This window comes from Vibrio sp. STUT-A16, assembly GCF_026000495.1.
In the GTDB taxonomy this organism is placed as follows: Bacteria; Pseudomonadota; Gammaproteobacteria; order Enterobacterales; family Vibrionaceae; genus Vibrio; species Vibrio diabolicus.
The window spans coordinates 3214274-3233524 of the sequence record NZ_AP026765.1 but is presented as its reverse complement, the minus strand read 5'-3'; the positions used below and the strand labels follow the sequence as shown (position 1 = coordinate 3233524).

Annotated in this window: 14 protein-coding genes; 12 read left to right on the top strand and 2 right to left on the bottom strand. The window is 38.4% G+C overall.

What is annotated here, in order from left to right:
* Nucleotides 1–224: 224 nt before the first annotated feature.
* From OO778_RS15295 to OO778_RS15250, 10 genes are all read left to right on the top strand, one after another.
* Nucleotides 225–737, top strand: a complete 513-nt coding sequence (locus OO778_RS15295; RefSeq protein WP_074191951.1) for a porin family protein — start codon at nt 225–227, stop codon at nt 735–737.
* A 97-nt stretch (nt 738–834) separates the two neighbouring features.
* Nucleotides 835–3567: an SLBB domain-containing protein gene (locus OO778_RS15290; protein WP_074191952.1), complete on the top strand. Its 2733-nt coding sequence runs from the start codon at nt 835–837 to the stop codon at nt 3565–3567.
* A 61-nt stretch (nt 3568–3628) separates the two neighbouring features.
* Entirely contained in the window at nt 3629–4531 is a 903-nt protein-coding gene (locus OO778_RS15285; RefSeq protein WP_074191953.1) for a Wzz/FepE/Etk N-terminal domain-containing protein, read from the top strand.
* Nucleotides 4524–5831 (top strand): hypothetical protein, encoded by a 1308-nt coding sequence (locus OO778_RS15280; RefSeq protein WP_104969000.1) that lies wholly within the window; start codon nt 4524–4526, stop codon nt 5829–5831. The genes OO778_RS15285 and OO778_RS15280 overlap by 8 nt, the downstream gene beginning before the upstream one ends.
* A gap of 11 nt (nt 5832–5842) precedes the next feature.
* Entirely contained in the window at nt 5843–6679 is an 837-nt protein-coding gene (locus OO778_RS15275) for a glycosyltransferase (RefSeq protein ID WP_074191955.1), read from the top strand.
* Nucleotides 6680–6681: 2 nt separating this feature from the next.
* On the top strand, nt 6682–7494 hold the full coding sequence (locus OO778_RS15270; RefSeq protein WP_074191956.1) for a glycosyltransferase family 2 protein: 813 nt from the start codon (nt 6682–6684) through the stop codon (nt 7492–7494).
* Nucleotides 7495–7507: 13 nt separating this feature from the next.
* A complete protein-coding gene (locus OO778_RS15265; RefSeq protein ID WP_074191957.1) occupies nt 7508–8818 on the top strand; it encodes a flippase in 1311 nt (436 codons plus the stop codon).
* A 266-nt stretch (nt 8819–9084) separates the two neighbouring features.
* Nucleotides 9085–9891, top strand: a complete 807-nt coding sequence (locus OO778_RS15260; RefSeq protein WP_165616009.1) for a nitroreductase family protein — start codon at nt 9085–9087, stop codon at nt 9889–9891.
* A complete protein-coding gene (locus OO778_RS15255) occupies nt 9891–11033 on the top strand; it encodes a polysaccharide pyruvyl transferase family protein (RefSeq protein ID WP_074191959.1) in 1143 nt (380 codons plus the stop codon). The genes OO778_RS15260 and OO778_RS15255 overlap by 1 nt, the downstream gene beginning before the upstream one ends.
* Nucleotides 11034–11134: 101 nt before the next feature.
* A complete protein-coding gene (locus OO778_RS15250; protein WP_074191960.1) occupies nt 11135–11899 on the top strand; it encodes a glycosyltransferase family 2 protein in 765 nt (254 codons plus the stop codon).
* Nucleotides 11900–12014: 115 nt separating this feature from the next.
* On the opposite strand, the gene OO778_RS25045 is transcribed toward OO778_RS15250, so the two are convergent.
* Nucleotides 12015–13022 carry a sugar transferase gene (locus tag OO778_RS25045; RefSeq protein ID WP_074191961.1) on the bottom strand — a complete coding sequence of 336 codons (1008 nt, stop codon included), beginning with the start codon at nt 13020–13022 and terminating at the stop codon, nt 12015–12017.
* Nucleotides 13023–13246: 224 nt separating this feature from the next.
* The gene (locus OO778_RS15240) at nt 13247–14563 is read right to left on the bottom strand and encodes an MBL fold metallo-hydrolase (RefSeq protein WP_264910271.1); all 1317 of its coding nucleotides are present in this window, start codon (nt 14561–14563) and stop codon (nt 13247–13249) included.
* Nucleotides 14564–15729: 1166 nt separating this feature from the next.
* Between OO778_RS15240 and wecA the strand changes: the two genes are divergently transcribed.
* Nucleotides 15730–16854, top strand: a complete 1125-nt coding sequence (gene wecA, locus OO778_RS15235) for a UDP-N-acetylglucosamine--undecaprenyl-phosphate N-acetylglucosaminephosphotransferase (protein ID WP_264910270.1) — start codon at nt 15730–15732, stop codon at nt 16852–16854.
* 940 nt (nt 16855–17794) lie between these two features.
* Complete coding sequence (locus tag OO778_RS15230) at nt 17795–19249, top strand: hypothetical protein (protein ID WP_264910268.1); 1455 nt, start codon at nt 17795–17797, stop codon at nt 19247–19249.
* The last annotated feature ends 2 nt before the right edge of the window (nt 19250–19251 follow it).

The following is a 19251-nucleotide window of genomic DNA, read 5'->3' as shown; positions in this document are numbered from 1 at the left end:
TTGCCAGCTTTTGTGCTTATATCGAGTTGAATCGCAATTTTCTCTCTAGTGGGTACATATGTGATTAATTCAATGTGTCTAACCTATAGGTGAGTTTAATGTTACTGCGAAACGGTGGTTATTCGCTTGCCTCAGGGCGGTAGCGTAGGCAAAGAATGTGGCTGTAAGTAAGCTGCGTGTACAAAGGTAGTGCTTTATAAGTTACTGATTTAAAGGAAGTGTTCGTGATAAGTAAACGAGTTTTGTTGAATGTGATTAGTACTCTAGGTTTAAGCTTGTATTCTATCTCGGCTTCGGCGGATTATTATGCAGGAGTGTTAGCAAGTTACTCTAACGCAGAATATAAGCAACCAGCTTCTACTCTAGAAGCAAACCCTTATGTTCTGCAAGGGCAGCTGGGCTATTTTTTCAATGATTATCTGGCCTTAGAGGCTCGTTATGGTACTTCAATACAACGAGATAACAACCTCAATATTGATAGCATTACCAGTGCGTTTACTAAGTTCAATATTCCGGTTTCAAATCGCATTGCAGTTTATGGCTTAGCTGGCTATTCATTTTTGCAAATGGATCAACAAAACGTCGGATCTAATTCAGAAGAAAGTTTCAGTTTTGGTCTAGGTATGCACTACGCCTTAGATACAAACAATGCCGTTACATTCGAGTTTGTAGATGTATCTTCAGATAACACTGCTCGTCTCAATACTATTAGTATTGGATTTCAACACCGATTCTAATTTTAAGTAGACAAAAAGCTTCATGGCGACGAATGTTGCTAGATCGCAAACGCCCTTGCTCTTATTTTTTCATCCCATATAACTAAAGCGACCCATCATGCTTAAAGGATATATCTCTCTTGCTATAGCTCTACTAGTAGGCCTATTTGCATCAGTCAGTTATGCAGCCACTCCAACACCTGAACAGATCCAAATGTTCCAAAGTTTACCAGCAGATCAACAGCAAGCTTTGGCTACGAAATACGGGTTTGCCATCCCTTCGGGTTCTTCTCAACCTAGTTCATTTCAACAACCTGATGTAATTAAACCTAGAGCGGAAGAAAGTTCAGCATTTTCTACAGCAATGGAAAAAGAATTTGGTAAAAATCCAGACGATGAAGAGCTAAAACGTTTCGGGTTAGAGTTATTCGCAGGTTCGCCAACTACATTTGCACCTATTAGTGATGTTCCAGTACCCGCAGATTATACTATTGGGGCAGGTGATGAGATTATTGTTCAATTATTCGGTAAAGATAATGTTACTCATCGTTTGAGAGTTAACCGAGCTGGCATAATTAATTTTCCGTCTTTAGGGCCTGTGAGCGTTGCAGGTATGAGTTTCTCAGAGATGCGCGCGTCACTAAGCAAAAGAGTCGAAGAGCAAATCATCGGGGTACGTAGTGATATTTCCTTAGGGGAAATGAGGACTATGCAAGTATTTGTGATGGGCGATGCATACAAACCCGGGGCTTACACGGTTAGCGCTTTGACTACGATATCACAAGCTATTTACTACAGTGGTGGCTTTGGTGAAAGCGGTGCTTTGCGAAATATTAAGTTGAAGCGAGATGGTCGAGTTATCAGTCAGTTAGATATGTATGACTTACTCTTGAAAGGTGACTCAAGTCGAGATGTACGTTTAATGTCTGGCGATGTCGTATTTATCGGCTCTGTTGGCAACACGGTCAGTATTGATGGTGAAGTTAATCGCCCAGCAATTTATGAGATCAAACCAGGTGAATCTTACGAACAAGCTATTAAATATGCAGGCGGCTTTACTGCAAATGCATATTCTGAGCAAGTTGAAGTAAGAAGGTATGAGTCAAAAGGTAATAGAGAGGTTCTCTCTCTTGACTTTTCAATTCCCTCTCAACGCAAAATTCAAGCAAAAGATGGTGATGAAGTTAATGTGCATAAAAAAAGCGAGGAACTAACTCGCTATGTACAAATAGAAGGTGATGTTAAACACCCTGGCTTTGTAGAGTGGAAGTCTGGCCTAAAGGTTGCAGATTTGTTCCGTTCGGTTGATACGGCTTTTAACTCTACAGCAGATATCAACTACGCAGTTGTCGTTAGAGAAATTAACCCACAGCGCGATATTAAAGTACTCCAGCTAAACCTTGCAAACGCTATTTTATCACCAAATAGTTCCGACAATATTACATTAAATTCTCGAGATCGAGTTTTAGTCTTCAACAGATTCAACAACGAAGATCTTGATGCTGTTGTTGAGAATGAAGTAGTAAATAAAGCCAAGACACTAGAGCAAGCTCAAGAGAAAGCAGAGCTTGAGCAACAAAAAGAGCAAGAACAGGTGAGCTCGTCAGTTACGATTGGCTCTAACCAAAACAACATTCTTAATAAAGACAACACAAACAACGCTAATCCCAACGGTAAGAATAATCTTCAATCAAGAGAACCGTTACCTAAGATCATCTTTAGAGGTAAAGAAATTACTCAAGAAGATTTTGAAAAGATCAAAATGAATACTCGCAGAACGTTGTTAGCACCTATTTTGTTGCAATTGCAGCAACAATCACGGTTAGGGTTAGCACCGCAAATAGCTGAAGTTTTTGGTGAAGTAAAGCATCCAGGCCGATACCCAATCACTCAAACAATGAAAGTATCTGACTTAATTGCAGCAGCAGGTGGTTTGACATATAACGCATTTACTATCAATGCAGAGCTAGCAAGAAGTATTGTAAACGATCTAGATGAAAGTGCTTCTATATCAGTAGAAAGAATTGATCTTCGAAGCGCTATCCAAGGTGACGTTTCTAGTGATGTAAAAGTTGTAGGTAGAGATAGACTTAATATTCTAGAAAAGCCTAATGTTAATTTGCAAAGTACAGTTGTACTGCAAGGTGAAGTTCGTTTTCCTGGGACCTATACCGTTAGCCAAGGTGAAACTTTGGGTAGTCTGTTAGCTAGAGCTGGTGGTCTTACTCAATATGCACATCCTCAAGGAGCTATTTTTACTCGAGAGGCATTGCGTTTACAAGAGCAGAAGTTATTAGATCAATATGCAGCAGATATAAGAGCTGAAACTGCTAAGAAAACTTTCCGTGCAGATAGCAATATTGGTTCAGTTATCTCTGACCCAGATAAAACACTGAAGTTTGTTGAAGAGGCGAGCAAAAATAAGGCTCTCGGAAGAATGGTTGTACAGCTTGACAGAATCATAGCTAAGGATAAATCTGCTGATTTTGTGCTCGAGGATGGCGACTTTCTATTTATACCAACATTCCGCAATACGGTCTCTATTATGGGAGAAGTTCAAGTCAGCATAACATACTTACTTGATAATCGTTTAGATGTAGATGATTACATAAACAAAGCTGGTGGCGTTAAGAAACAAGCTGATGAAGATCGTATTTTCGTAGTACGTGCAGATGGCTCAGTGTATAAGCCAAGTTCTGGCTACTGGTTTGGTAATGACAAGCAGGAATTGAAGCCTGGTGATACGATCGTTGTTCCAATTGACACCGATTACAGAGATGCACTAAGTACTTGGACTGCTGCGACACAGATCCTATATCAAACAGGTGTAGCGATTAACGCACTTAAGTAATAAATAATTAGATCAAAGAATAAAATTGAGAGACGGGGGGAGTAATCTCCCCTTTGGTATAATGGAAAAAAATCAATTTGAAGTGGATATTAGTGAACTAGTTCGATTGCTCTGGAAACAAAAGTGGTTGATTATTTCAATTACATTTACTTTTGCAGTTGCATCGGTGTTGTTTGCTATTTCAAAACCAAACATCTATAAATCTGAAGCAGTGTTGTTCCCTGTTACTGATAACTCTACAAGTTCCGCAATGGGGCAGTTAGGTGGTTTAGCTGCATTAGCGGGTTTTGGTGGGCAGGAAAGCTCAAAACAAGCGATCGCATTGGAAGCATTGCGTTCGAGAGCTTTTTTAGGATCTTTTATCGAACGACGTGACATCTTAATTCCATTAATGGCAATTGATAGCTGGGATGCATCTGCAAAACGAATCGTTATTGATCCAGAAATATACGATGAATCAACAGGCGTTTGGACTCGTTCAGTCAGTGAAGGAAAGTTGCCAAAGCCAACTAAGCTTGAAGCAATTAAGTTCTTTAACGAATTGTTATCAATTGACTCCAATAAAGTAAGTGGCGCTACGATTATTTCATTAACAAATCAGTCTCCAGATCTAGCAGAGCAATGGTTGACGTGGTTGATCTCTGATCTAAATGAATGGATGAAGAATAAAGATATTAACCAAGCTAAGAAGAATATTGAATATTTGGATAAGCAGCTGAAGTTGACTAACCTCTCTGAAATGCAAAATGTTTTTTATCAGCTTATTGAAGAACAGACTAAAAAATTAATGCTAGCTGAAGCTCAAGATCAATATATATTTGAAGTGATTGATCCTCCAGTAGTACCAGAAGAAAAGGATAGTCCTAGCCGGGCAATAATTTGCGTCTTAGGTACATTGATTGGTGGTATTCTTTCTATATTCATTGCATTAATTAGAATTGCAGTAAAAAGAAAACATGCATAGCATAGATCTAGCACCGAAAAAGCTATTAGAGGCACATATGTGCCTCTTTGCTCTCTTTGCACCTTTGTCAGTGACACAATGGAATAAAATTTTTTTAGTTATCTTATTCCTTTCCTCATTATTAGCATTTTCATACTACTTAATTAATTCAAGAACAGTTAGTTTTGAAAAATACCCTGTATTCGTTTGCCTTTCATTTTCTTCCGTTTTTATTATCTCACTTTTTAGTATATTAATTAGTCGAGATTACTTGGTAGCGGAGTATTTGAGAACAGTAATCATAGGCAGGATGTTTACATTTTTTGCTCTTATGCTGAATGTTATTATCTTTCTTCTTTGGATCTCGAATGCAACAGAGTCTTCCTTAAAGAAATTTATGAAATTAGCCTTGTTAAGTGTACTGGCTTTTATCGCTCTTGGTTACTGGCAAGTAATTGGTAAGTTCTTGGGTATCCCATTCTTTATTGAAACACGAGACTGGATGCATGGCGTCCCTGCAGCTTTGAGGGCGGTGTTTCCTTCTCGCGTAACTTCGATCGCTGAAGAGCCAAACTATTTATCGCCTATCCTAATGGAGTCATTGATTCTTATAACTTTTTTGGTAAGACATAGCTTCTCAAGATTAGTATTGTTGTTGCTGTCATTTGGCATTGTAATACTCTCTTTCTCTGGTGGTGCATATGTAAACTTTGTCCTATTACTAGGCTTTGTATTCGTATTTACTTTTCTAAAAACAGTTCTAACTGGTAAAACAAGGATAAGTCACTTTTTCATACTTGTTATTGTAATGGTATTGGTGTTGCTTCTAATATATGTAGGTACTATTTTAATTGAATTTATCTATTATAAGATGTCGACAGAAGCTTCTGGTGGGTCTTCTCGTAGCCAATTTATGATATCTTTTGTTCAATTAATAACAGAGTCAAACTATACTCAACTTATCTTTGGGCACGGACTTGGTACAATGTCTGTTCTTGATGAGTTTGGAATGAAAAGTGAAGACTATTTATTTAGGATCACCAATAACTATATTTTAGACATGTTTTGGGAAAGTGGAGCAATCGGCGTTCTTATGATCTTTACTTTCTTTATGTCATTATTCTATCCTTGCTTTAAATATGGTTTTACCTCTGTAAAGTACTTTCTTGGTGGCCTATTAACGTTTCATCTTTTAATTGCTTCTACTTATCGCTCTGAGTATCTTAGCACTCACTTTGCTTGGATCGTATTTCTAATACTATGTATTTATAAGTTGGCAGAGCTCGAAAGAGCAGAAAAACTAATTAGTAAAAATAAATAATAGAGTTGAATATGAAATTAGTGACTATTTATATTGTTACTCATAATCGGAGTCAACTGCTCAAACGAGCAATTGAATCTGCTTATAACCAAACTTACGAAAACATCGAAGTTATCGTAGTAGATGATGCGTCAACAGACGACACCCAAGATGTTATTAAACAGATGCAAACAATTTATCCATTAAAATACTTCAGAAACGATGAAGGGAAAGGAGCTTGCTACTCTCGAAATGTTGCATTGAACGCTGCATCGGGTGAGTTGATTACAGGTATGGATGATGATGATTACTTTGGAGCATCCCGTGTAGACGATTTAGTCGGTGTGTATGAGGACAAGTATTCTCTAGTGTGTGCAAACATTATTGAAGTTACCATCGACAGAGAAATTCATCGAAAATTTGGATTTGAGCAGGGTGAGTTTGATCTGAATAACCTAATGTATCAAAATTTGGTTGGAAACCAGATGCTAACCAGCGTTTCTAAGCTCAAGGCTATTGGCGGCTTTGATGAAGCGATGCCAGCATTTCAAGATTACGACACTTGGGTAAGACTTGTAGATCGATTTGGTAAAGGTTACAAAACTGATAAATACAACTATTACCTAAATACGGAACATGCGGGAGAGAGAATCTCAAGTTCGAGTAATCGTAAAACGAGAGGTTTTGAACTGTTTTTCGAAAAGCATCAAAACAAAATGAATGCCGATCATAAAAAATCAATGGAAATCATGAGATACAAGGTGACAGGAGAAACTCTCCCTCTTTTGACTATGGCTCGATTGATTTCTCGTGATAACTACAAGTCTGCACTTTCACTTTTCTTGAAGCAGCGAAATTTGAGAAAATAAAAATGGAAAAGGTTACATTTTTAGTTGCTGCTTATGGTGATCGGTTGCTCAACGTTCCTGACATCTTTTTGAAGCAGAGGGAAGAAGTGTCTTACATTGTCGTTTCCCAGTGCACCTCAAAGTCTACTCAAGATGAATTTCTCAAGAAAATCTCACAGCGTAGCGATGTGTTTTCTGTATTTTCAGATGAAACGGGTGTTACAAAAAGCAGAAATCTAGCGATAAAGCACATCCCAAACGACGCAAGTTATGTGTTCTTCCTTGACGATGATGTCGAGTTAGAGGAATTCGCTTACGAGAGGGTTGTTCAGGCTTTTGCGAAAAATGATTACGAAGTGTTGACTTTCTCAGTGTCAGACCTAACAGGAAGCAGGCTGATCAAAAACTATGCAGATAAAGAATTTAAGCATAATAATATTTCCATCTTGAAAGTCGGAACGATTGAGATTGCAGTTAAAGCTTCTGTTTTATTAGAAAAGCCCCATATTACTTTTCCTGAAAACCTTGGGGCTGGTGCTAAATACCCTCTTTGTGATGAACCAGTATTTTTGAACCGATTGAGTAAATCTGGATGTAAGCTAGGCTATGTTCCGGAGGTGATAACTCGACATCCATTAGAGTCATCAGGTAAGGAAATAAAAAGCAGCAATGAGATGATAGCTAGAGGCATTGCCTTTCGAGAGATATTTGGTAGTTTGAGCCTGGTTCTCAACGTTGCATTTTTTATAAAGTCATTTAAAAAGATACGATATAATAAGGCTTTAGCCTTACGAGATATTTATAAAGGCTATTTTTACAATGATCAAGTCTATTAAGTGATTTAGAATAATGAACTCAACAAAAAAAGCATTGAGAAATACAGCTTGGTTATTTAGTGAGAGAATAATAACTTTAGCCATTACCTTTTTAATAAATATTTTTCTAGCGAGATATTTAGCCCCGGAACAATTTGGGCAATACAACTTTATAGTTTCTTTTTTAGCCCTTTTAGCTCCTTTTACTTCTCTTGGCCTCAACGCACTTGTTACTCGTGAAATTGTAAACGGTCGAAGCCAATACGAAGTATTGTGCTCATCCTTCTTATTGCGGTTAATCGGAGGATTAGTTGGGGCAACGATCGCTGTGGTTGGTATTTTGATTTGGCAGAGTTCGATTGAACTCGTCGATCCTAAATGGTTGATTGTAGCCGCAGTTATAAATATTTCATCCGCCTTATATGTTATTGAATTTTATTTTCAAGCTGAGGTGGCATCCAAATATATTGTCTTTATTCGAGTCACCACACTAATAATTTCAAGTGCAGCTAAGTTAGTTGGGATTTTGTTGAAGGCTGATCTTAGCTTCTTTATTTGGGTGTTTTTTGTTGAGCTAATTATACGTGGTGTATTGTATGTATCTGGTTATATTTACTACAATAAACACTTTTCTGAAGTTATCACACTTAAACATTTTTCTTGGAATAAGACGTATGCATTTTCTTTACTAGACCAATCGAAATGGCTAGTTTTATCTGGGTTTATGTCCGTTGTTTATCTTAAAATAGATCAGCTAATGATCGGCCAAATGGTAGGAGCAACAGAGTTAGGTGTTTACTCTGTTGCCGCTCGTTTGTCTGAAGTTTGGTATTTTTTCCCACTAGCTCTAACAACTTCTTTCTTCCCTAAACTGCTTAAAGCTCGAGGAAACAGGGAAAGCTATAATTTCCAGCTTGAACAGCTATGTGGCGTGTTACTTTGGATGGCCATAATAATTGCTATTGCCGTATCACTGTTGGGCGGGTGGCTTGTTCCGTTTGCTTTTGGAGAACCTTATGCTCCAGCTGCGCCAATTCTGACTATTCATATTTGGGCTGGTTGTTTTATCTTTATGCGCGCTTTATTGAGCAAATGGCTCATTGCTGAAGGGTTACTAAAATTTTCTTTGTTTACTCATGGTATCGCAGCAATTGTTAACATTGTACTCAACTACTTCCTTATTCCTAAATTTGGAGGGGAAGGTGCTGCTATTGCTACGCTCATTTCATATGCTAGCGCGAGTTATTTCGTTCTTTGGCTACATCCAAAGACACAAATTATGGCATTAATTATGACTAAATCTGTATTTATGCCTGCAACATACTGTATTAGGAAATTTAAATGAAAAGCCTGTTATTGAAGCTTCTGAGTAAAAATACCAAAAATCGTATTAAGACGTTCATTGAAAATACAAGAGCAGGTTTGATCCGTACAATGTCAAAAACCAGATTTACCTCTTCTCTATATTACACGTTCTTCAGTACTAGGTTTTACAGAGAGCACCAATCCGTTTTGAAAGGTAGTTTGAAATACTATGATGACAACGCCAAAGCCAAGGACAGTCGAGTTCTTTTAAGACGAAATGTACACCGTCTTGAAAAGGGCTTGATTATGCGTCCGAGAAGGGATGTATTTGCTACTCGTTACATTCAAGAAACCGTTGACGCTTTTGTTGTCGCTTGCAACAACCAACAACTTAAGAAAGAAGAGTTGGATTGGTGTGTGAGCGTACTTAGCCATTTCTTCGAAATTGCGGGTAAAGACAATGATATTGAGAAAGCAAAAGTTGATTACTTCGCGTGCTTAGAGAACGTTCAATCTCTAGATGAGCTAACTATGCGTTCAGTTCCGTATGCGAAAAACGCGAGTGAAGTTTCAGAAATTACGACAGAGCAGCTAGAAAAATTGTTTAGACAACGCCGCTCGACCCGCTGGTACCTTGAGCAGGCGGTTGAAATAGAAAAGATTGAGCGAGCAATGACAATTGCAAAGCAAGCGCCTTCTGCTTGTAACCGCCAACCATTTAAGTTTCATGTTGTAACCGACAAAGACATGGTGAATAAAGTTGCCGATAGCGCTATGGGAACTGTTGGTTTTGGGCATAACTTCCCAATGATTATTGCTATCGTTGGAGATCTTTCAGCATACCCAGCAGAGCGAGACCGCCATGTTATTTATATTGATGGCTCATTGGTAGCAATGCAATTTGCGTTGGCACTGGAAACTATGGAGCTAAGCTCTTGTATGATCAACTGGCCAGATGTAGAGGACCGTGAAAAGAGACTTGAAAAACTGCTAGGTTTGGAGTCTCACGAACGTACGGTTATGCTGATGTCAGTAGGTTATGCAGATCCTGAAGGTTTTATCCCGTTCTCTCACAAAAAAGACAACTCAGATTTAATAAAGGTAGTGAAATAATGATCGTTGAAATTAAAGGTGTTCAATTTGTTAACAAAGGCGCGGAGCTTATGTTGCACGCTGTTATTCAAAAATTGAATGAGTTTGATCCTAGTGCAGAGATTGTTTTGGCACCTAATGGTAACTCGCCATATAAAGCGCGTGCTGAGGTCAACGCTTATCAGAAGCTGTCTTTGAAAAAGCGTTTTTTGGACCTAAACGAGTTGTCTTACCACCTACCGACAAAAATTAGAAAGTGGCTAAAAACCAATTGGGGTATTGTGACGGAAGCGGATGTGGATGTAGTGCTGGATGCATCTGGTTTTGCTTATGGTGATCAATGGCCGACTAAGCATTTAGAGGCAGTAGCTAAAGAAGTTAAGCGACTAGCAAAACACAACAAAACATTCATTTTCATGCCTCAAGCACTAGGCCCGTTTGCTGATCCAGAGAAACAAGCGGCAGTAAAAGATGGCTTTAGCAAGGCTGCATTGATTTTTGCTCGTGAGCAGAGCAGTTTTGATGGCATTCGACCTTACCTTGAGGATACATCAAAGTTAAAAATTGCTCCTGACTTCACTAACCTAGTGAAAGGTGAACTCGAAGAAGATTACGCGAAGTATAACAATACCGTGTTTATCATCCCTAACTACAATATGGTAAACGAGCGCAATAACAATACTACTTGGAAATCACGTTACCTAGACTTCTTAGTAGAATCTGCTGAAAACATTCTTGAGCTAGGCTACGTGCCAGTACTGTTGAACCATGAGGGCAAGCACGATGGTGAGCTGTGTGAAAAAGTGAAAGCGGCAACACCTCATTCGATTGAAATTATTCAAGAGACCAACCCTTTAAAAGTGAAAGGTTTGATTGGCTCAAGCCGAGGCATTATTTGTTCTCGATTTCATGGCTGTGTTAGTGCGTTAACCCAGGGCATCCCTTGTGTAGGTACTAGCTGGAGCCATAAATACGAGAGCCTTTTTGACGAGTACAATCGTGCCGACTTCTTAGCGAAGCCAGAGTGGTCGAAAGAAGAACTGAAGGAAGCATTAAGATTATCTATCTCAACAGTAGAAGAAGAAACCTACAATACCAAAATTGCAGAGTACAAAGCTCAGACAGAGCAAATGTGGGCAGAAATCTTCAATCGAATTAAATAACTTATAGCCCCCTCCAAGCTAATAATCGCGTTGTTTGGGGGGACTTAAATCTCGTCAATCAACTTAAAGCAAGTCGAATAGGTCCTTAATTAGTCTGTATTATGCCAAATACTCAACCTCTTGTTTCTGTCATCATGCCGTCCTATAACTCAGAAGGTACGATTGCAGAGAGCATCAAAAGCGTTATATCCCAAACTTATACAAATTGGGAAATTATAGTTGTTGATGACAAGTCTACAGATGGTACATGGACAATACTCAAACGTTTTTCTGAGCAATATCCTAACATTCATATCTTCCAAAATGACATGAACCGAGGCGCTGGCGCAAGCCGAAATTTAGCCATAGAAAAGGCTCAAGGCCGATTTATTGCATTTTTGGATTCTGATGATTTATGGACAGAAGATAAATTGTCAGAGCAAATCGCGTTCATGTTAAATAATAATTACGCTCTAACATATACGCACTACAGTCGCTTTAATAGCGAAGAAGAAATTAGCGTTGTGACTGCACCTGATTCCACTACGTATAAAAAGTTATTATACAGTAATGTTATTGGATGCCTGACAGCAGTTTATGATGCTCAGACTTTAGGTAAACGTTATATGCCACTGATTCGTAAGCGGCAAGATATGGGCTTATGGTTGGAGATATTAAAAGATACTCCTAAAGCTTATTGTTTGCCCAAAACATTAGCCAAGTATCGAATGGATACTGGTATGACAGCGAATAAGCTTAGTGTTTTGTCATATCAATGGAAGTTCTATAGAGATGTAGTGGGTTTGAGTTTCCCTAAAAGCTTACTAACATTTTCTGTGTATGCTGTAAAAGGAACAATCAAGCATAGAGCGAAGCGCAAGTTTTAGTCTCGTTCCTTTTAACTCTTCACTACAGTGCTATAAACGTAAAAAGAGCAGATCCCGTAAAGGGGCTGCTCTTTTTATCTACAGTTACTTAAAAACGTATTGTGATACTTCTTGTTTAACGTCCCATACCGAACAAGACCGTTTTTACTGTTAGGAATAGAATTTTCACTTCCATAATCCAGTTTTGGTGTTTGATGTAGTAGATATCGTATTTATGCTTCCAAATAGCGTCTTCTACCGATGCGCCATAAGGGTATTTAACTTGAGCTAGACCAGTTACCCCAGGTTTCACTGCATGACGAAAGCGGTAATAAGGAATTGCTTTTTCCAATTCAGAGATGAACACTTCGCGTTCTGGGCGAGGGCCAACCATCGACATCTCTCCCTTTAGAACATTGATCAACTGAGGGAGTTCATCTATACGAGTTTTACGAATAAAACAGCCGACTCTCGTCACACGGGTGTCGCCTTTGGTCGCCCATTGGGCACCGTTCTTTTCCGCATCGTTTCGCATAGAGCGAAACTTGATCACTTCAAACTCTTCATTATATTGGCCAGTACGACGCTGCTTAAAGAATACCGGGCCTGGTGACTCAAGCTTAATGAGCAGTGCCGTAATAAGCCCTACTGGGATAGCAACCCACGATAGCATAAAAACAAACAAGAGATCGATGAAGCGCTTTTGCCAGCTGTTCTTACGATTAGAGAGGATAGAAAAAGCTTTTTGGTGTAAGAAGTAGCCACTATGCAAGAGCTCAGTTTCTGTGTAGCCTAAAGAGCGGTCAAAGTAGCTGACTAGAGGTTCGACCCAAGCTCCAAGCTCTGTAGCTGCAACCAAAAAAGCCTGCTGTTCTACACTCAAATTTGAGCTTTTGAAGTGACAAAGAGTTTTACTCTTAAACTCCCTGAGCGCATAGTTGTTTACCTGAGCGTTGATCTCAGGATGTCTCTTAAGCACTTGAGCAATCTTTGCCTCATCTTCTTTTGGGCAGTAGATGTAAAGGCAAGCTTCTGTTTCACTTGCTGATAATTCGTCCAATGCTGATATGGTGTTGATAGAATTATTTTTATTTAATTCAGAAACTTCGCGTTCTTGAAGCGTGTCGCTCATACTGTCTGTCATAGGAATGGAATAAGTTGTTTTCGACTAGCCAATGCTTATAGGTCGGCGATTATAGTTTATTTCGTATAGAAATTATATCCCTTAATCCTGAACATGCTTACAACTTTGTTAGCTTTCTTGAACTTGAGCCCTCTATATTTAGTTACTCAAGTGGGCGAATTTTATAAACCTCACCCGAATAATTATGCTATTTCCCGATGAAAATTTGATTTTATATACTTTACTTACAGTATGCTTGTATATCCGAGATTGATGAGTTGCGTATGTAAATGCCTTTTCGAATCTTCCTCACCATGTATAAGGTGAACTTCTTTAGGAGAAGTAGGAATTGAAGTCACAAATTGTATTAAGTCGTTCATATCGGCATGCGCAGAGTATCCTGACATCGTATGAACTTGAGCTTTCACTTTCACGCGCTTACCTTCAATCAATACACTTTCTTCTCCATCCTGGATACGCCGACCTAAAGTTCCTTTCGCTTGATAGCCGGCAAATAGAACATCATTTCTTTCATCAGGCAGTAAAGCTTCCAAATAATTGACGACACGGCCACCTTCACACATTCCGGAGGCCGCAACTACGATAGCGGCTTCTGATGTACTTGCTAGTCGGTTAATGAGCTGTAAATGGTCGGCGTGGCGTTCGATCGTGATGCATTGGTCAAACGCGAGAGGGTGTCGATGATGATCGAGTCGCTCTTTCGCTTCAGATCCCCAAAGTTTTTTAAATTGGCGATAGGTATAGGTCACCTTTTTAGCCAAAGGAGAGTCGAGAATAATAGGCAGTGAATCTTGCAAAGCGTGCTCATGCATAAGCTGCTCTATATCAAAGAGTAACTCTTGGGTTCTCCCGACACTAAAAGCTGGTATCACAATTACGCCACCATCCCTAAGTGCGTGCTCAATAATAGAAAGTAATCGCCTGCTGCGAGACTCTACATCCTCGTGAGTTTTATTGCCGTAAGTCGACTCGATAAACAGGTAGTCAGCTTTTTCCGGTGATAAGGGATCCGGTAGGAGAGGTGTGTTGCGAGGTCCCAAATCCCCGGAGAAAACAACAACCTCTTGGTTTGATAAATGAAATTCAACATATGCTGAGCCTAAAATGTGCCCAGCAGGTTGAAAGCGAAGAGAAGTACTCTCTTCTATTTCTACCCACACTGAGTAAGGACAAGGACGAATAAGCGCTCGAATAAAATCGAGCACTTTCTCTCTTTGATGACGCCGCATACCCAATTGGAGCTTTAAACCATCTTCTAACATAAGCGGCACGAGCTCAGCGGTGGCTTCCGTACAGTAGATAGGGCCCTTATAGCCAGCTGCTAATAGCCAAGGCAGCCTACCAATATGATCGATATGAGAATGGGTCAGCACTACCGCTTTGAGATGAGCGATAGAAAAATCGAGATCCCAACTCTGCTGCTGAGCATGGTCTTGGCCTTGTAGCAAACCACAGTCGATCAGCACACTTCTATTTTGTAACACGAGCTCGTGACAAGAGCCAGTAACCGTATTTTTCCCACCGTGGTGCAGTACTTTCATAACAAAACGACGCTTTTACCTTTGCTAGCTTACGCTTGAGAGTATCTATTTTACACATAGCCAAACCTCACTATTTGGCAGTGATTCGGTAAATCGCTCAGTAGGTAGGGTAAGCAGGCAGATAGTGAATAAGTGAGCGTATTGTAGGCAAGCAAAATAGGAGAAAGAAAATGGCAAAACTGAAAGTTTAGAGAGACTTAGATATTCGTCATAAAATTGACTACGTTTCATTGCAACCGCTTGTGATGCAATTCATATTATTGCAACTATTTTCATTTAAGCTTTTGGAATCAGCGTCACTGGCTGTTTAGTGCTCGTTGGGTAAGCTGTTTAGTGCTCGTTGGGTAAATGGGTGTCTGATAATTATAATTTTATAAAACACGCCACATTTATGACGGCATAAGTGTCAGAAAAAAGACATTTTTTTGTAAGCTTTTTACACGTTCTACTTTTAGTTGCAACGTGTTTACTATACAATTCGTCTCCTGTTTGGAAATGCAACCGTTCACATTACGTGCAAAAACTTGCTTCTAGGAGCCAGACCTAGGGGCGGTAGCGTGCCCAAATCACCGTTGAAGCCTCCTTCCTAATAAAAGAAAGAGGTCAAACTAAAGAATTTTCAATAATAATAAGCACCTAAGTGCATTTCTGGCAAGATTGATTTATAAAAAACGAGAACTATTACAAATTTATGTAATTCCCTTTTGTCAGAGGGACGCTCAAAGCTAACAAAGTGGTGAGCAAATGTTGGTTAGGCATAGGTTACAATTTAAATCTCCATTTCTCATACCTATCAAAACCAAGCACTAAGCGTGTAGAAGTAGTTAACTGTCGGCTCAAACCGTTAGCATATACAAGCTTTGTATTTGGCCTGCCTATAAAAAAGCTGTGAACCCGTGACCGTCATGAGCGAGTATCGGCGTGATTCAGTTACTTACATATTCAATATTAAAAATTAGCGTTTGCTGTGCGTTACAACCCATGTTGTCTAATGTGGTTTTGTCACGCCAAAAAATCACCTGCTTGTTCTTAGGTTCGGCTTATTCAGATATGAGCGAAAAAGAATAAGCAGTATCGGACCTGTGATGCAATGGAATCCGTAAAGGGAATCAGTCGGATGCGTTATAGATTTACCTCAAACTTATTTAATAACACAGTTGGCTATCATGAATAATGCATATTTATTTGTATTTATTTTGTCGTTCGTTCTACTTTTTGTTATGCGCAAGGTCGCTAAGCGCGTAGGTCTAGTAGATAAACCCAATGCAAGAAAGCTTCACCAAGGTGTGGTACCACTTGTAGGAGGGATCTCTATTTTCTCTACCATACTGGTGGGGTTCCTTCTGTTCCTACCAATGAATGACAACCTATCACTCTACTTATCTTGTTCAGCTGTACTCATCGTGCTCGGCGCATTAGATGACTATTACGATGTAAGTTTCAAAATTCGCCTTATTATCCAAGCAGGAATATCCCTTGCGATGATTTACATCGGAGGTCACAGCTTACACGATTTAGGTTATCTAATGGGAAGCGAAACCATTGCCCTGAATGAAGTTGCTGGCGCGGTGATCACCGTGATCGCGGTAATAGGCGCCATTAACGCATTTAATATGGTTGATGGTATAGACGGCTTGCTGGGCGGGTTAGCCTCGGTCACCTTTACAGCATTAGGTATTGTGTTTGCCTACAATGGAAACGAATATTTAGCCACGATCTGTTTAATGATCGTGACTGCGATGCTTCCTTACATCTTCCTGAACTTAGGTTTCCCACTTGGTCGTCGCTTTAAGATCTTTATGGGTGATGCAGGCAGTATGTTCATCGGCTTTACTGTGGTCTGGATGCTGATTCGCGGCACACAAGAGCCAGGAGCTGTAGCTTTTAAGCCCGTTACAGCGCTGTGGTTGATAGCTTTACCCTTGATGGACATGGCAACCATTATGATTCGTCGCGTTCGTAAAGGTCAGTCACCATTCCAACCAGACAGAGAACATCTACACCATATTTGCCAACGTATTGGGCTTTCACCAGGTGCTACGTTAATTTTCATCTGTTCGATGGCATCAATTTGTGCCGCTATCGGTTTGTGGGCAGATTTTGTTGGCATTAGTGAATCAATAATGTTTGTTGCTTTCTTGATTTTGTTTGCATGCTATTTTTCGGTAATTAGCCATATTTGGCGCATTTCTTCTTGGTTCAATAAGATACTTGATACTTTAGCACTGCAGTTTACGTCCAAGTCGAAGTTAATAGAAAAGGCCTATTGGGGCAGGGGGGGGCCAAAATAGGCCAAATCAAGCAATTCCAAAGAGTTAGTGAAAACTGACTGTCTCAAAATGAATCAATACAGTCTCAGTAGTAAGCGAATACTGAGATGAAGTGATGTCTTTCTGCACTTTAGGTTCAATAATTCTGCCTCATTTTGGAAGCATTTCCGATGTCCAAGGTACAAAGGGTATATGGAAAATGGCTATTTAGCAGCCTAGTTATGAGCGAGTTAATCAGTCCCTTTCGCTTCTTTTTATATCGGCCAATGCTACCTTAGTGAGTTTTTTGCTTTGTCGGCGTAACCACGATTGTTCTTTATTGTCCTTTGACTTACTGACTTCCGTTTGGCAATCGATTCCAAATCTTTAGGGTGATGCTGGCAGCATGTTTATATCCTTTCTCACGCATATGGATGCTCATCCGTGATAGTCAACAGCCGAGAGTTCTTTGAATTTAACCTCCGAAATGGAACATTGGTCATTGTATTACCGCTTATGGACATCGCAACCATCATGTTCCGTTGAATTAGTGAGAGTAATCGCTTTTCCAAGTAAATAGAGAGCATCTAAATCATATTTTTCAGAGAGCCGGACTATCATTTATCTGTTCTTCTATTGGGGGATAGACTTATTTTCGGGAATTAAGTAACTAACAATGTTGATTGCATTTTTAGCACTGTTTGCTTGTTGTCTTTTGTTATTAGTAATATTTGGTGTATCTCTTAATGGTTCAATAAGTTATCTCTAGGTGCAGTAGGGCTGGTCCAGTGTGCTAAGTGAAGATAAACAAAAATGATCATTAGGCAGTGAAAAGTCACATAGTGCTGACAAGCCCTTGTATAACGGAGATTTAATGCAATTGTCGTAGGGGATTTATACATTTGTAAATTAAGTAAGTCTAAGATTTAACATCGATATGAATGCATAATTTTTGAATACGATATAAGGTTATATATAAAATATGTTTTTAAAAAACGCGAAATATAAATTCGCTGTTTATGTTATTAATATTGTAGTAGTAATAATAACCACACCATATATTATAAATGGTTTTGGAGTGGAAACATATGGTTTAATAACATCGATAAATGTTTCTCTCGATTATATAGCTATATTTGTAACAGCATTATCAATAATATTAGGAAGAAGCTTAATATATTCAAAGTCAACATCGGAAGTTAATGAAAAAATATCAGAAGTATATATAACATATTCTTTAATTGTTACTATAAGTATGTTTATTTTCTCTATTTTCTTATACAATACAAACTATGATAAAGAAATCATAATATTTCTAGTAATAACAATAATTTCTTTTTTTATTAGAATGTTTATGTCTGTATATAGAGCAATATTTTTTTCTAAAAACATGCTTTATATGTCTAGTGTCAGTGATTTTATATATAAATCTGTTTTCTATAGTATCATCGCTATAAGTATCCACTTTTATAATATTGGTTTGATCTATTATAGTCTAATGTTGCTTTGTCTAACTGGAGTAGTCTTATTTATATTTAATAGAGTTGTCAGTGAAATTGGATTTAAGTGGACTATCGTAAAACCAAGATTAAAAAATATCTACGAGATGCTTAAGTCCTCCTCTTGGATGGTATTAAATCAATTAGGAGCGATGTTATACTTTTCACTTGGTATAATATTACTCAATAAATACCAAACTCTCAAGGTAGTAGGTTTATACTCCATATCATTATTAATTATCACCCAAATTAAGAATATTTCCTCTTTAGTTAATAATTTATTTGAGCCAAAAATATTAGAATATTTTAAAGAAGGAAAACTAGAAGACGCTTATAACTGCTACTTAGGAAGCATGCTAATTAGTGGGGTTGTGTTAAGTATTATAAGTGGTACGTTGTTTTCAAATTTGAGTGATTTTTATACTTTATGGATAGGAGAGTTTGATCAGGATTTAGTGATTTTGACTCAACTGATGCTAGTACATTTACCACTATCAGCTACTTCTGCTGGTATATGGGTACTAGCGTTAGGTCTGAAAAAAGATAAGTATTCAGGGTTAAGTACATTAATTTTTGGATTTATTAATATCATATTGATTTTGGCCATAGAAACTTTTAACATCCAGTATGAAATTCAATATTCCTATATAATAATTTGTACGATAACAATGTTTATGAAAAATAATATTTTTATGCCATATATGTTAAAAGGAAACAAATTTTCAATACTTACATTTTACACTTATCTTTTTATGACAATTGTCATTGCCACAGTAACAATATATACAAATAAAATAATATCGGATTTAATTATTGTTAATACCGTAACTGATTTTATTTTTAGATTAACAGCTGCAACAACATTGAACCTACTTTTAGTTGTAGTGATTATACTCCCATTTGCTAAGTATCAAGATTTTAAAAAACTAATAGGCTAAAA

Bases quoted from the DNA above. Each gene is read 5' to 3' on its own strand.
- OO778_RS15290 (WP_074191952.1), top strand. From the start codon at position 835: ATGCTTAAAGGATATATCTCTCTTGCTATAGCTCTACTAGTAGGCCTA.
- OO778_RS15285 (WP_074191953.1), top strand. From the start codon at position 3,629: ATGGAAAAAAATCAATTTGAAGTGGATATTAGTGAACTAGTTCGATTG.
- OO778_RS15280 (WP_104969000.1), top strand. From the start codon at position 4,524: ATGCATAGCATAGATCTAGCACCGAAAAAGCTATTAGAGGCACATATG.
- OO778_RS15275 (WP_074191955.1), top strand. From the start codon at position 5,843: ATGAAATTAGTGACTATTTATATTGTTACTCATAATCGGAGTCAACTG.
- OO778_RS15270 (WP_074191956.1), top strand. From the start codon at position 6,682: ATGGAAAAGGTTACATTTTTAGTTGCTGCTTATGGTGATCGGTTGCTC.
- OO778_RS15265 (WP_074191957.1), top strand. From the start codon at position 7,508: ATGAACTCAACAAAAAAAGCATTGAGAAATACAGCTTGGTTATTTAGT.
- OO778_RS15260 (WP_165616009.1), top strand. From the start codon at position 9,085: ATGCGTCCGAGAAGGGATGTATTTGCTACTCGTTACATTCAAGAAACC.
- OO778_RS15255 (WP_074191959.1), top strand. From the start codon at position 9,891: ATGATCGTTGAAATTAAAGGTGTTCAATTTGTTAACAAAGGCGCGGAG.
- OO778_RS15250 (WP_074191960.1), top strand. From the start codon at position 11,135: ATGCCAAATACTCAACCTCTTGTTTCTGTCATCATGCCGTCCTATAAC.
- OO778_RS25045 (WP_074191961.1), bottom strand. From the start codon at position 13,022: ATGACAGACAGTATGAGCGACACGCTTCAAGAACGCGAAGTTTCTGAA.
- OO778_RS15240 (WP_264910271.1), bottom strand. From the start codon at position 14,563: ATGAAAGTACTGCACCACGGTGGGAAAAATACGGTTACTGGCTCTTGT.
- wecA (WP_264910270.1), top strand. From the start codon at position 15,730: ATGAATAATGCATATTTATTTGTATTTATTTTGTCGTTCGTTCTACTT.
- OO778_RS15230 (WP_264910268.1), top strand. From the start codon at position 17,795: ATGTTTTTAAAAAACGCGAAATATAAATTCGCTGTTTATGTTATTAAT.